Origin of the sequence: Methylomonas aurea (assembly GCF_024505045.1) — a bacterium.
In the GTDB taxonomy this organism is placed as follows: domain Bacteria; phylum Pseudomonadota; class Gammaproteobacteria; order Methylococcales; family Methylomonadaceae; genus Methylomonas; species Methylomonas aurea.
Window position 1 is genome coordinate 401,320 of sequence record NZ_JANIBM010000001.1, and the last position, 14,461, is coordinate 415,780.

The following is a 14,461-nucleotide window of genomic DNA, read 5'->3' on the forward strand; positions in this document are numbered from 1 at the left end:
CGGCTCACGGGCTTTTTAAATCGACAACAGCGCTAAAGCTTATTTGTGTTGTGATTTTTTGAACATGCGGTCCAATTTGCTGTTGGTGTCTTGAGCATATTGAGCAGCGCGGTTAGCGGCAGCTTCAGCAGCGGCAGCTTTTGCAGCAGCTTCGGCAGCAGCAGCTTTCGCAGAAGCAGCGTCAGCAGATGCGGTAGCTACTTTGCCTTCCAAAGTGCCAACGCGTGCGTCCAAAGCTTCCAGGTCAGAAGTGCTGGCGCAACCGGTAGCCAAAGCTGCAACGGCAACAACTGCTGATAATTTAATAGCTCTCATCATGGTTTATTTCCCCTTGATTGTGGTTTCAAAAAATAAAGAATGAAAAACGGTAGCAATTGTCCAACATTTTTTTGGATTTTACCAACATTATTTCACTGTTACGAGTGTCCCTTTTTCGACCCATTGGCTTAACTGATCGATCTGATCGTTAGTCAATGCGATACATCCGTGTGTCCAATTCATGGATCTGTGGATGGACAAACTGCCGCTGCCCAAACCATGAATACCGATTTGTCCGCCCAGGTCGGTATTTTGTGGCGGTACTTGTCCGGAGGAATGAGCCCTGGCAATCGCCTCGTAAGTATCGAGGTCGATCTTGCCTTGCTTCAGCGCATGATCTGCGTGTTCGACGTTGGGATAGGTCAGGCCGAAAAACTTGCGAAATGCGCTTTTTTGGTTGATCCAGCCGATGCGGTAATTGCCGAGCGGGGTGACGTCATCGCCGCGGTGGCTTTTCTCGCCGGCGCCATTGCGGCCGATGGCGATGTTTTCGAGTACGGCAACGGTTTTCTCACCCTTGCGTATTTCCATATTCTGCTTCTCAGTATCGACTAGCAGCCAAACTTCATCCGTTGCGAAAGCGTTAACGGACGCGGAACTTCCCAGTACAATCAAAGCGCCTAGTAACTTTTTCTTTAACATGGCAATCTGTAAATAATCAAAATTTTGGTGTACTTTAACCCTTTCGAAACGTGGTATTACAAAGGGTAGCATATGACAACAACAATCACCAAAACCACTCCCTACGACGATCAAAAGCCCGGCACATCGGGCTTGCGTAAAAAGGTCAAAGTCTTCCAGCAGCCCAAATACTTGGAAAATTTCGTCCAATCCATCTTCGACAGCCTGGAAGGCTACCAAGGCCAAACTTTGGTGATTGGCGGCGACGGCCGTTACTACAACCGTAAAGCCATTCAAATCATCATCAAGATGGCGGCCGCCAACGGTTTCGGTGAGCTCATTATAGGCCAAGGCGGCTTGTTGTCCACCCCCGCCGCATCGAATATTATCAGGAAATACAATGCCTTCGGCGGCATTGTTCTATCAGCTAGTCACAATCCCGGCGGCCCCGAAGAAGATTTTGGCATTAAATATAACGTCGGCAACGGCGGACCGGCACCGGAGAAGTTCACCGACAAGCTTTACGAGAACACCAAAACCATCACCGGCTACAAAAAAGCCCGTTTCGGCGATATCGATTTGGACACGGTCGGCGAGGTCGAAAAAGGCGGCGTCAAAATCCGCGTTATCGATCCGGTGGCCGATTATGCGGAATTGATGGCGCAGATTTTCGATTTCGAGCTATTGAAACAAAGTATCCAGAACGGCTTCATCACGCTGAAATTCGACGCGATGCACGCGATCACCGGCCCCTACGCCAAACATATTCTGGAAGACGTACTCGGCGCCGCACCCGGTTCGGTCTTCAACGCGGTCCCACAGGAGGATTTCGGCGGCGGCCATCCCGACCCGAATCTGGTGCACGCTCACGAACTGGCCGAAATCATGTTCGGCGCCAATCCGCCGACCTTCGGCGCCGCGTCCGACGGCGACGGCGACCGCAACATGATCATGGGTGCCAATATCTTCGTCACGCCCAGCGACAGTCTGGCGATCATGGCCGCCAACGCCAAATTGATCCCGGCTTACGCCAAAGGCATTAGCGGCGTGGCGCGTTCGATGCCGACCAGCCAGGCCGTGGACAGGGTCGCCGACAAGCTCAGCCTGCCTTGCTACGAAACCCCGACCGGTTGGAAGTTCTTCGGCAACCTGCTCGACGCAGACAAAATCACTCTATGCGGAGAAGAGAGTTTCGGCTCCGGTTCCAACCATGTGCGCGAGAAAGACGGTTTGTGGGCGGTATTGTTCTGGCTGAATCTGATCGCCCGCAAACGCGAATCGGTGGAAGACATCGTCCGCGAACATTGGCAAACCTACGGCCGCGACATCTATTGCCGCCACGATTACGAAGCCGTCGATGCCGAAATCGCCAACGCCATCGTCGACCATTTGCGCGGCCAGCTCGACAACCTGCCCGGCAAGGCCTGGGGAGATTACGAGGTGAAATACGCCGACGAATTCAGCTACACCGACCCGGTCGACGGCAGCGTCAGCAGCCGGCAAGGCATCCGAATCGGCTTCGTCAACGGTTCCCGCATCGTGTTTCGCCTGTCCGGCACCGGTACGGTCGGCGCGACTTTGCGGATTTACCTGGAGCGCTATGAGCGCGATGTCCGCAAGCACGATCAGGATGCCCAGGCAGCATTGGCCGAATTGATCGACATTGCCGAACAACTGTGCGAAGTGAAAAAACGTACCGGCAGAGCCGAACCGGACGTGATTACCTGATCGGCCGCTGTTTCCCGCTGGGTGTCAACCGCCTAGCGGGGAGCTTTATTTAGCGTAAGCGTCCCGTAAAATCTGTTCCGCACTGCGGCCGGCTTCAGCCAGTTCGCTGGCGGTTTCGATGGACAATCCCTCGCCATGGCCGGCACCTATGCCTTGAAATAGCCAGCTCTGGTTGTCTGCGGCTTGAATCGAGTCCGGGCAGGACGGCAGCTTTAGCGTATTGCGAAATATTTCGCAGGAAACTGTTTCGTCGTTGTCGGCATAGACCAGGCGCACGTATAAGGCGCCGTCCTTACGCCGCTCCCGCCGAATCTCCAAAATGTGAGCTTCGGCGAAAAGCCGCTGCAACTCTGCGATTGGGATTTGGCGTTGCCAGTGTTGTGCGCCGCCGTTGGCAAACGGCAACCAGTCGCGGTTAGCGGCCAATTCATCCAATAAACCGAGTAATTTCGGGTCGGTGGTGTGTCCGCCCCGGCTTGGTCCCCTTACGTCCTCGCCAAGAAACACCATGCAGTGGGTGGTGTCGCAGAGCGAGCGGGATTCCGGATGGCGGTGTCCGCCCCGACTGCCGTTCCAAACGATCACCGCCCGCAACGCCTCCCGCGCCTCCCCTTTCAACTGCTGGGCTTCGGCTGCCATTACTGCATCGGCATAGCTGTCGGCATCGGTTTCCAATACCTTCGCGCTGCCCGCCGCGGACTGTTGCAATATGCCGCTTACCTGCCGTTCCGAGCGACTGCCGCGAGCGGTCGAGGTAACATAGAAAGTGCCGCAAAGATTGAAACGCGCCGAGCCGGTCTCCAGTTCCGGGCAATCGCTATCCGCCTGCCAACTGGCCGGATCGGTTGCAGATAACAGATGCACCCGCACGGCAGCATAGCGCGGCGGAAACCGACGTTGCCAATCGCGCAGTACCCCAGCTGCTTTCGCGGCAATCGCGGCGCCGCTACTGCCGGATTGGCGAAAAACGGCCAGATACACCGGATGCTCGGCCGGCCAGGCAAGCATTAAATGCCCGATCAAGGGTTGGCCGTCACTGCTGGATACCGTGCCGGTCTTGGTCAAGGCTTTCAGCTCACGGAAAGTGCGTTTGTCGGCAGAGTTGATGCCGACCAAAGTCGAATTCGGATTGGCGCCGTTCCGCACCAGGCCTTTGAAGTAATCGGGCTGCGACAGCAGGGCGGCCCGCAGCGTCAACACCAGTTCCGGCAACGAGGCTTCGAGCGCGAAACCGCCGTCGCCACCGCGTTCGCCGAGGTATGCCCGCCAATCCCGTTCGGTTACGGGTGCTTGTTGCGTCAGGCTTTGCTGTTTGATCGGGGATAACAGCAGTCGGTAACGTTCCGGCCGGAACGCGGCGCGGCGTAACAACAATTGGCCGGTATCGCTGGCCGCCAGTTCGTCGGCCAGGACTTGCGGATTGGCTTGGTTCAACGCCGCCGCATAGGGGATTTTCAGCAACGAACCGGGCGGCATTGGCGTGGCAATGTCGCCGCCGGTTTCTAAAATCCGGCCGGAAATGAGATTGGCCAACACGTAACCGGAGCCGGCCGCAGCGAAAGGCGCGCCCAATAGGCGGCTCAACGTTTCCGGAACCTGGCAGATTTCGGCAGGCCACGGGTAATGCAGCGCCAGCCGCCCCAATACGTCCCGGTCGCGTTGGTTCAGCGGCGAATTTTGCCGAATATGGCTGATCAGGTCTTCCAATTCGGTGGTGTTCGGCTGCGGCTCTTGCTCGCGGCCGGCCAGTTCGCCGCTAAAACGCATCGCAGCCATTTCTTCGGCCCATTCCGGCAGGCGGCGGTTACAGCTGCGATAACTGGCTTCGTGAAACAGCTCGTGGCGCAGGTACGCGCGTGCGGGGAAATCGGTCTGGGTTCGGTCGCGCAAATAGATGCTGCCGGGCCGCCAAGCCCCGGCATGGCGGCCGCTGAACTCGGTGTCGGTCAATGCCGGGAACACTCTTAACGGCGCCTCTGCGCTGGGGATACGGTAGCCGAGTGCCGCCAGCTCCTGGATTGCTTGATAAGCATCGCTTTGCAGCGCCGGCTGCTGGGCCAGCGCGCCGAAAAATAAAATCGCCGCGCCGGCGTCGAAACAACAGCGGCTGCGAAAAGATCGGCCTAGGGCGCGGCGTATCGACGCAATGGCCGGAACCAGCGCAACCAAACCTGAAACCAAAGCCATCTTCGCGGCCGATCGGCGTCAATTCCTGATCTTATACCCGGTTCTGAACGCCCACCAAACGAAGGCCAGGCAGGCTACCAAGAAGCCGAAGGTCATCCCCAGGCTCATTGCTACGTCGACGTCGGCAATGCCGTAAAAGCTCCAGCGGAAACCGCTGATCAGGTAGACCACCGGATTGAACAGGGTGACTTTCTGCCACAGCGGCGGCAACATGTTGATCGAATAAAACGCACCGCCGAGAAAGGTCAGCGGCGTCACCACCAGCATCGGCACCACTTGCAGTTTCTGAAAGCTGTCCGCCCACAGGCCGATGATGAAGCCGAACAGACTGAAGCTGACGGCAGTCAGTAATAAAAACGCCACCATCCAGCCGGGGTGGGCGATTTGGTAGGGCACGAAGACTCGGGCGGTGCCCAGAATCAGCAGACCTAACATCACCGATTTGGTGGTGGCCGCGCCGACGTAGCCGAGCAGTACTTCGATCCACGACACCGGCGCCGACAGCAATTCGTAGATCGTGCCGGACCATTTCGGCATGTAGATGCCGAACGAGGCGTTGGAGATGCTCTCGTTCAGCAGATTCAGCATGACCAGGCCGGGAATGATGAAGGCGCCGTAACCGACATTGTCGATCTCGCCCATCCGCGAGCCGATGGCGCGGCCGAAGACGATGAAATACAACGAAGTGGTAAGCACCGGCGCGGCGATGCTTTCCGCCAGCGTTCGAAAGGTACGGGCCATTTCGAAATGGTAGATGGCGCGGATGCCGTAAAAATTCATGGCTTAACTCCCTTGGCTTGCTGTACCAGGCTGACGAAGATGTCTTCCAGCGAGCTTTCGCTGGAGCGCAAGTCTTTGAAATCGATGCCGTGTTGGTTCAAGGCCCGTAACAATTCAGCGATACCGGTTTCCTCAGTCTGGCTGTCGAAGGTGTAAACCAAGGTTTGGCCGTCGGCGGACAAGTTCAGCGGCCAGGCATTCAGCTCCGCCGGTAATGCTGTCAACGGTTGCCGCAAGGTCAAGGCCAGTTCTTTCTTGCCCAGTTTGCGCATCAACGCGGTTTTGTCTTCTACCACGACCAGTTCGCCTTTGTTGATTACGCCGATCCGGTCGGCCATGTCCTCGGCTTCTTCGATGTAATGCGTGGTCAGGATGATGGTGGTGCCTTGCTCGCGCAGTTCGCGCACCAGCCGCCACATGTCGTGGCGCAATTCGACGTCGACGCCGGCGCTGGGTTCGTCGAGAAACAGGATTTCCGGTTCGTGAGACAAGGCTTTGGCAATCAGCAGCCGGCGTTTCATGCCGCCGGACAGCGACATGATTTTGGCGTCGCGTTTATCCCATAGCGACAAGGCCCGCAGAATCCGCTCCAGGTAATCCGGATTCGGCGCTTTGCCGAACAAGCCGCGGCTGAAGCGGACGGTAGCCCAGACCGACTCGAACGCGTCGGTATGCAATTCCTGCGGCACCAAGCCGATCGCCGCCCGTGCGGCGCGGTAATCTTTGCGGATGTCATGGCCGGCGGCGACCACGGTTCCCGAGGACGGATTGACGATGCCGCAGATAATGCCGATCAGCGTGGTCTTGCCGGCACCGTTCGGCCCGAGCAATGCGAAAATCTCGCCGCGCCGGATCTCCAGATCGATATTGCGCAAGGCCTGAAAACCGCCGGCGTAAGTTTTGTGTACGCCGCGCACCGAGATAATCGGCGCTGAAAGTTCCGTAGTCGTGTGTGCGGATGTCGGGCGTATAGTCACGGTGATCTCCAGGCGCCTGAATTTTCGGATCGGGATGCGCGTAATGCAAGACTATCGAATTTTTGATCTTTGTTGGGCTTGGCGAGATATTCGATAAATCGTTTTAGTTGTGTGGCCCGAAGTAGTTTAGCGTTGATCGCCGCAAAGTTTGTTTAAGGCACGGCGAGGGCGCACATGTGGCACGGCGCAAAAAACGTTGGGGGGATGAATGTCAAAATGGCGCGCCCGAGAGGATTCGAACCTCTGGCCTCAGCCTCCGGAGGGCTGCGCTCTATCCAGCTGAGCTACGGGCGCAAGTGATTTGCGGTCTAACGTTACAGTCACTTTGGTCAAACGGTCTTGAACGTTCTCTATAACCCTAAATCCGGCTGACTGTTGTTTCCGGTGGGCCAGTCCCGATCTAGCAGTGGCTATGGGACCTTGTTTACAGCCGGCAATTATACGGGCAAAAGCCGGCAAAGTCATGGACCGCTTGCGCTTACGCAGAATTTTTTGCCGATCTCAATTTTGCCAGCATCTGTTTTTGCCGAAGTTGGCGTTCGGCTTTTTCTGCTTCCAGCCTGGCCATACGCCGGTTGCGGGCTTGATAGTGCAGGCGGGCACGTTCCGCATCTGCTGTCGTCCACTCGGGATTTGCTGCCTGAACCATGGCGATGCAATTCATCGGACACGGAGCAACGCACAATTCGCAGCCGGTACATAAATCGGTGATGACGGTGTGCATATGTTTGTTAGCGCCCAGGATGGCATCGGTCGGACACGGCGGCAGGCATTTGGTACAGCCGATACATTCGGCTTCGTTAATCACTGCTACCAACCGCGGGCGTTCCATGCCAAATGCCGGATTCAACGGCTTGACGTCAACCCCAAGCAAGTCGGCGAGCAACTGGATGCCCTTGGCCCCGCCAGGCGGACATTGATTGATATCGGCTTCGCCGTTACCAATGGCTTCCGCATACGGCCGGCAACCGGGGTAGCCGCATTTGCCGCATTGGGTTTGCGGCAGAACGGCGTCGATGCGGTCGGCTAGCGTGGTTTCGATTGCCGTCATGCGCTTGGTTTTATTTAATCCGCATGCCCGGTTGCGCGCCTTGATCCGGCGATAGCACGAAGATATCCTTGCCGCCCGGACCAGCCGCCAGCACCATGCCTTCCGAAGTGCCGAAACGCATTTTGCGCGGCGCCAGGTTGGCGACCACAACCGTGAGCTTGCCTTCCAGTTGTTCCGGCGTGTAAGCCGATTTGATGCCGGCGAAGATATTGCGAGTTTCGTTGCCCAAATCGACGGTCAGTTGCAGCAGTTTTTCAGCACCTTCGACCGACTCGGCTTTGACGATTCGAGCAACCCGCAAATCGATTTTGGCGAAGTCGTCGATCTCAATCGGACTGGCGATCGGCTCGATGCCGGCGGCCGGCGCGGGAGATGCGGCCTTTGCCGGCTTGGCTTTGGCCGGTGGCGTTTTTTCCAGGTTCTCCTTGGACGCCTCGACAATGGCGGCGATTTTGTCCGGCTCGACCCGGGTCATCAACGGCGTAAAGGCGTTGATTTTGTGGCCGAGCAACGGCTCGACCTTGTTCGGCCAGGCCTGTGGCGGAATATTCAAAAAGCCCTCGGCGTTGGCGGCCAAGGTTGGAATCACCGGCCGCAGATAAACCACCAACATCCGGAACAGGTTGATGCCCATGCTGCAGGCGGCATGCAATTCGGCGTCTTTGCCTTCTTCCTTGGCGATTACCCAAGGTTTCTTCTCGTCAATGTATTGATTGGCTTTGTCGGCCAGCGCCATGATTTCCCGCATCGCCTTACCGAATTCGCGCCGCTCGTAAAGCTCGGCAATCGCAGAGTTGGCATCGACGAATTGCTGGAACAAAGCCGGTTCGGCGCAGGTGTCGGACAGCACGCCATCGAAACGCTTGTGGATAAAACCGGCGCAGCGGCTGGCGATATTGACGACCTTGCCGACCACGTCGGAATTGACGCGCAGACAGAAATCGTCGAAGTTCAAATCGATGTCGTCGACGCCGGCACCGAGTTTGGCGGCGAAGTAATAACGCAAATATTCGGGATTCAAATGGTCCAAATAGGTGCGAGCTTTGATGAAGGTGCCGCGCGATTTCGACATTTTTTCGCCGTTAACCGTCAGGAAGCCGTGGGCGAAGATAGCGCTCGGGGTGCGGAAATCGGCGCCGGTCAGCATCGCCGGCCAGAACAAGGCATGAAAATAAATGATGTCCTTGCCGATGAAATGGTAAAGCTCGGCGTCGCTGTCCTTTTGCCAGAAGCTGTCGAAGTTCAAGCCCTGCCGGTCGCACAAATGCTTGAAGCTGGCCATGTAACCGATCGGCGCATCCAGCCAGACGTAAAAGTATTTGCCGGGCGCATCGGGTATCTCGAACCCAAAATACGGGGCGTCTCGGGAAATATCCCATTGCTGCAAGCCGTTTTCCAGCCATTCCGCCATTTTGTTGGCGACTTCCGGCTGCAAGTGGCCGGCGGTGGTCCATTCCCGCAACATTTGCTCGAAATGGCCCAATTCGAAGAAGTAATGTTCCGATTCTTTTTCGATCGGCCGTTCGCCGGAAATGGCGGAAACAGCGTTTTTCAGCTCGGTCGGCGAATACGTGGCGCCGCAGGCTTCGCAACTGTCGCCATATTGATCCGGCGCGCCGCATTTAGGGCATTCGCCCTTGATGAAACGGTCCGGCAGGAACATGTTTTTCACCGGATCGTAGGCCTGGGTGATACTGCGTTGGCTAATATGGTCACCGGCGCGCAGACGCTGGTAAATCAAGGCCGAAAACTCCCGGTTTTCCGGCGAATGGGTGCTGTGGTAATGGTCGAATGCGACGCCGAATTCGGCGAAATCGGCGCGGTGTTGTTTTTCGACGTCGGCGATCAGCTGTTCCGGAGTGATGCCTTCCTTGTCAGCGCGGAGCATTATCGGCGTGCCATGGGTGTCGTCGGCGCAGACATAAAAGCACTCGTGACCGCGTTGTTTTTGAAAACGCACCCAAATATCGGTCTGTATGTACTCGACGAGATGGCCGAGATGGATCGGGCCATTAGCGTAAGGCAGGGCGCTGGTAACTAGGATTTTTCGCTTGGACATGGGTATGAAACAGCCGGAAAAAATGAGGGCGGATTATGTCACAAATCCTTCGGGCTTTCATGGTTGCGGCAGCCTTGCCTATAGTCGCGATTGTTGAAAGCTCTGGGCCTGCCAGAGCTGTGGGTAGCCTTTGGTAATACCGGGCAGTAAGGTACAATCGCGACAAGCCACTTGCTCGGCAATGCGTCGTCTAGTTTTGGGTGTAGCCAGCTGGGGCTCGGTGTTTCTGAATCATTTATATTAGAAGAAGAGGTAACAACATGAAAAAAATCCTGTTTTTGACTGTCGCGATATTGGCGTCGGGTTCGGCGATTGCGGCTACCGACCATTACATCTTGCGCGACGGCAATCATGTTCAGCATTTGAAAATCACCAAACTGGGCAACGAATACAGCGTGACCGCCGATGTGGATTTCGAACCTAATCCGGATGAAGTGGGCAAACACGCCTGCTCCGCGCAGATTACGGGTGATGCGAAAGCGGCCGGCGAGAATGAATTGGTTTTGAAAAAACACATCGAAGGCGAAGCGCGTTCCTGCACCGTAAAGGTCCATCTTACCCCCAACGGCGCCAAACTTGACCAATCTGAAGAATGCACTTACTTCGCTGCCGGCATTTGCCATTTTTCCAGCGAAGGTAAAGAACTGTTAAAAATCAAGTAAGCCTTCAATCAAAGCGCAATAACAGAATTTATTGCGCTTCCTCAATTCGGTGGATGTGACTGGCAATGCCTATGGATACCTAGCTGAGCTGGGTGATTTTTTTGGTTCATTGCGCCATATGCTTGAGCAAAATTAAGTAGCACTGCGCCTAAACTTGCAGACTTGCTGCGGACTGTTGCTTCAACTCGACAGGCAATCTTGCTGAAAATTTTTACAAATCAACCGCTTAAATGGTGCCGGCAATAGGAATCGAACCTACGACCTTCGCGTTACGAGTGCTTGTTGGACGAATTGAAACAACGTGAAACCATAGTATATTCCTTAAATATCAATAGCTTCAAGTTGTTTTGAGTTGACTGGTTTTGAGTCGGTTTGTCTGAATAGTGCGCCTAAATTTACGCCTTGAATCTGTTGTGTCGTTATGCAGCGAAAGCATCACAATTCAACATTCTCGGCATCACTAGCTTTCTCTTGCTTCGACGCTCTATAAGAAAAACAAGATGGCTCTATCCGAAACAGCGTATCGGATATTTTTAGATCAGCAAGATCGTGCGCTTTGTACCCTAAGCTTTCGCGAATTCTCATACAAAGACGGGTAAAAGCTAAAATTTCATGCTCTCGTTCCAGAGTTGCGCCGTTTTCCCAAAATTTGGCTAATTCTTGTATTACTGACCTGTCCCCGCAAATACAAATTCGGACCTTTGCATCGTTAAGAACCGCCAATTCTTGGGGATCGTTCTCGATATTGCCCAGCCGCCTAGCGGCGATTATTTTGGAAGCGGAATTTATAAAATCCGAATACGCTTTCAATTTCTGTTCGGTTAACTCTTCGCGCCGTTTGCGCCTGTCCGACAAAAAATGAGTTGCAAGCACACCAAGAAGCGCGCCAATCAGCGAAAGCAAGCCAGACGTTATTGCCGTCAAAAACGGGTAGGTCTCGAACATGGCAAATCCGGTCTAACCCTTGGTTTGAGGAATACTGTCAAAGATAACCTTAGACAAAACCGCAAACGCCGCATCTTCAAACGCTCTGTCGTCCATGTATCGCGTAACAATCTTGTCGTTCTCATTCATCCGTTGAATCATCAGATCTTCCAACACTTGGCGTAAACCTAGCTGAAATTTATCAAACGGATTCGCTTGCCGTAACCGAATCACCTCTGGCGAATTGGTCGCTTTTTCTCTGATTTGTTCGAAGAACAAGCGGTCTTCTTCGGTAAAGTTCGTACCAAAGCGGTTGTTTAATATCTCGATGATTTCCGATAATGGGGCTTTTTCGTCCTTGGCTTTGCCGGTGCCGACATCGGTCGGACTTTTAACCGTGTACTCGCCTTGCTCATCCGCCAGATCAATCGCACCGGAAAACACCCGTTGCAGCCGGTAATACTGCAAATCGACTTCGTCGCCCAGCTTGACGTTGGTGTTATCCCGATCCAGCGGCAAATGCGGTAATAACAAGCGACCAAAGCTATACAGCATTTCCAGATCAGGATCGGCATAGGGCATGATCTGACTCAAAAAAGCATACACATTGACATAGCCACTTAACTTGTCCCGAAATACAGAGCGCTGCTCTTCATCGCTTATCGCCTTGAACCGGTCCACTGCCGGTTGTAAGTGACGCTGCAAATGAGCGTGATCAGCCGGATTTTGCTTATTGGGTGATCGGTAGAAAATACGGGCAAACGCTTCCACCTCGTTCCAGTAATAAACCTGCATACTGTCCAAGTCATGCTTGACCTGTTCCAGCAAAGCTGGGTCGGAGGTTTCCTGTAAACTGGTGGCGTCGTAATAAGGTTTGAAGGCGCGATAAATATCATCGGCTTCATTGACAAAATCCAGCACGAACGGCGCTTCCTTACCCGGCAACATGCGATTCAAACGCGACAGGGTTTGCACCGCCTGTACGCCATCTAAACGTTTATCGACATACATCGCCATCAACTTCGGCTGATCGAAACCGGTTTGGTACTTGTTAGCCACCAGTAGCACTTGATAATCCGGTGAATTAAAACGCTCCGGCAATTGCTTTTCGCTGATCGCTTTACCGGTCACACTGTCGACGTTCATGCCCGGTTCGGTATATTCCTGCCCGGTTTCTGGATCGAGTACCGTGCCGCTAAACGCTACCAAGGGCTGTACATCGTGGTAACCATGCTGCTCGATATAATCCTGAAACGCTTGCATGTATTTGACGGCGTGCAGGCGTGAACCGGTCACCACCATCGCCTTGGCTTGGCCACCCAAATGATGTTTAACGTGGTTGCGGAAATGTTCGACGATGATTTCGATTTTTTGCGAAATGTTGGTTGGATGTAGTACCAAGAACTTAGCCAAGGCCCGCGCCGCCTTTTTCTTCGGCAGGTTCGGGTCTTCCTCCATGGCTTTGACCAATTTGAAATAGGTTTTGTAGGTCGTGTAGTTCTGCAACACGTCCAAAATAAAACCTTCCTCGATGGCTTGGCGCATGCTGTACAGATGAAATGGCTCCGGCTTGCCGGTTTGACCGACACGACCGAACAGCTCCAAAGTCTTGCCCTTGGGTGTGGCGGTGTAGGCAAAAAAACTTACATTAGATTGGGGACCACGTGACGCCATAACCTGATCGCGAACATCTTCCCAATCTTCCTCATTATCGTCTCCGTTCTTTATTTTGACACCCAATATCGCCTTCAACTCTCTGGATGTTTCCCCACTTTGAGATGAATGCGCCTCGTCAACAATCACTGCATAATTACGTTTGGCGATTTCTGCTTCCCATTCCTTGGCCAGTACTTCAGATTTTTTCTGCGAATCTTCGTCTTTTCTCTCATCGGCAATCTGCAATAGTCGGCGCACGATTAGCGGAAATTTCTGCAACGTCGTCACCACAATTTTGGTGCCATCAATCAGCGCCGCCGCCAACTGCTTGGAATCCTGATCAATCGCCTTCACCACCCCTTGCGCGTGTTCAATTTGATAAATGGCGTCCTGCAATTGCCTGTCCAGCACTTGCCGGTCAGTAATCACAATCACGCAATCGAACACCTTGTGATCGTTGCCATCATGCAAACTAGCCAAACGATGCGACAACCAGGAAATCGAATTGGTCTTGCCGCTACCGGCTGAATGCTGAATCAGATAATTCTGGCCGGGGCCTTCCAATTGAGCAGCATTGACCAGTCGCCGGGTGGCATCGAGCTGGTGATAGCGCGGAAAAATCACCGCTTCTTTTTGCATCAATCGGCTGCCGCCCTTGCCGTCTTCGACTTTCTCTTCCTTACGCTCGATAAAAATAAAATTACCGAGAATGTCCAGAAACTGCTCGCGCTCCAGCACCTCCTCCCAGAAATAGCCGCTGCGATAACCGGAAGGGTGTTGTGGATTGCCCGCACCGCAAACTACTTCGCCGGGATGGCTGCCACGATTGAACGGCAGGAAAAAGGTCTTTTTGCCTGCCAAACGGGTAGTCATGTGGACTTCGTCCGGGTCGGCGGCAAAATGCACCAGCGCCCGCTGTTTAAACTCAAACAACGGCGCGCGCGGATTACGGTCATTACGATACTGGTTCACAGCATGCCGCCAGTTTTGCCCCGTCCAAGGGTTTTTCAGCTCACAGCTTGCCACTGGTAAGCCATTTACGGCAAACAACATATCCAGCGTACTATGGTCGCCCGGATGGCAAGGCACTTGCCGGGTCACCGTCAGCCGGTTTTGTTGATAGTGTGCCAGCACCTCGGCATTCAAGCCGTGCGCCGGTTTGAAATAGGCCAGCCGAAAGGTCTTGCCGTAAAACTTAAAGCCGTGGCGCAATACATGCAACGAGCCTTTGATGGCTAGTTCCTTAACCAACTCTTTGATTAACATGGCTTGCAGATTAGTACCATGCTGCTCGCGCATGCTGTCCCAAAGTGGCTTTTGGGTGGCGGCGATAAATTCGATAATTTGCGCCGGGAATAAAGCCAGCTCCTTATCCCACTCTTTTACCGAGCCTGCTTGCCAGCCTTTCGCTAGTAACATTTGCTCGACGTAGCTTTCGAAGGCTTTTTCGGTGGTCTGCGACATGGCGATTCCTTACATGATTCCTTCGCTTTCAAAG

General features: G+C 54.2%; 11 protein-coding genes and 1 tRNA gene. 2 read left to right on the forward strand and 10 right to left on the reverse strand.

The window, feature by feature from the left end:
- Positions 1–39 precede the first annotated feature (39 nt).
- Both NP603_RS01860 and NP603_RS01865 read right to left on the reverse strand, forming a co-directional pair.
- Entirely contained in the window at positions 40–318 is a 279-nt protein-coding gene (locus tag NP603_RS01860) for an Lpp/OprI family alanine-zipper lipoprotein (RefSeq protein ID WP_082409752.1), read from the reverse strand.
- 87 nt (positions 319–405) lie between these two features.
- Positions 406–960: a L,D-transpeptidase family protein gene (locus NP603_RS01865; RefSeq protein WP_256609224.1), complete on the reverse strand. Its 555-nt coding sequence runs from the start codon at positions 958–960 to the stop codon at positions 406–408.
- Positions 961–1,032: 72 nt separating this feature from the next.
- Between NP603_RS01865 and NP603_RS01870 the strand changes: the two genes are divergently transcribed.
- Entirely contained in the window at positions 1,033–2,667 is a 1,635-nt protein-coding gene (locus NP603_RS01870) for an alpha-D-glucose phosphate-specific phosphoglucomutase (RefSeq protein ID WP_256609225.1), read from the forward strand.
- Positions 2,668–2,712: 45 nt separating this feature from the next.
- Here the strand turns inward: NP603_RS01870 and NP603_RS01875 are convergent, their stop codons facing one another.
- From NP603_RS01875 to metG, 6 genes are all read right to left on the reverse strand, one after another.
- Positions 2,713–4,854, reverse strand: a complete 2,142-nt coding sequence (locus NP603_RS01875; protein WP_256609226.1) for a hypothetical protein — start codon at positions 4,852–4,854, stop codon at positions 2,713–2,715.
- Positions 4,855–4,872: 18 nt separating this feature from the next.
- Positions 4,873–5,634 carry an ABC transporter permease gene (locus NP603_RS01880; protein ID WP_256609227.1) on the reverse strand — a complete coding sequence of 254 codons (762 nt, stop codon included), beginning with the start codon at positions 5,632–5,634 and terminating at the stop codon, positions 4,873–4,875.
- Positions 5,631–6,611 carry an ABC transporter ATP-binding protein gene (locus NP603_RS01885; protein WP_256609228.1) on the reverse strand — a complete coding sequence of 327 codons (981 nt, stop codon included), beginning with the start codon at positions 6,609–6,611 and terminating at the stop codon, positions 5,631–5,633. The genes NP603_RS01880 and NP603_RS01885 overlap by 4 nt, the downstream gene beginning before the upstream one ends.
- Before the next feature lie 217 nt (positions 6,612–6,828).
- Positions 6,829–6,905, reverse strand: a tRNA-Arg gene (locus NP603_RS01890).
- 184 nt (positions 6,906–7,089) lie between these two features.
- Positions 7,090–7,662, reverse strand: coding sequence for an electron transport complex subunit RsxB (gene rsxB, locus NP603_RS01895; protein WP_256609229.1), 573 nt, complete (start codon positions 7,660–7,662; stop codon positions 7,090–7,092).
- Positions 7,663–7,672: 10 nt separating this feature from the next.
- Entirely contained in the window at positions 7,673–9,721 is a 2,049-nt protein-coding gene (gene metG, locus NP603_RS01900; protein ID WP_256609230.1) for a methionine--tRNA ligase, read from the reverse strand.
- 260 nt (positions 9,722–9,981) lie between these two features.
- Here metG and NP603_RS01905 point away from each other — a divergent pair, with 260 nt between their 5' ends.
- Positions 9,982–10,383, forward strand: coding sequence for a hypothetical protein (locus NP603_RS01905; protein WP_256609231.1), 402 nt, complete (start codon positions 9,982–9,984; stop codon positions 10,381–10,383).
- A gap of 435 nt (positions 10,384–10,818) precedes the next feature.
- Here the strand turns inward: NP603_RS01905 and NP603_RS01910 are convergent, their stop codons facing one another.
- Entirely contained in the window at positions 10,819–11,328 is a 510-nt protein-coding gene (locus tag NP603_RS01910; RefSeq protein WP_256609232.1) for a hypothetical protein, read from the reverse strand.
- Positions 11,329–11,340: 12 nt separating this feature from the next.
- A complete protein-coding gene (locus NP603_RS01915; protein WP_256609233.1) occupies positions 11,341–14,427 on the reverse strand; it encodes a type I restriction endonuclease subunit R in 3,087 nt (1,028 codons plus the stop codon).
- Positions 14,428–14,461 lie beyond the last annotated feature (34 nt).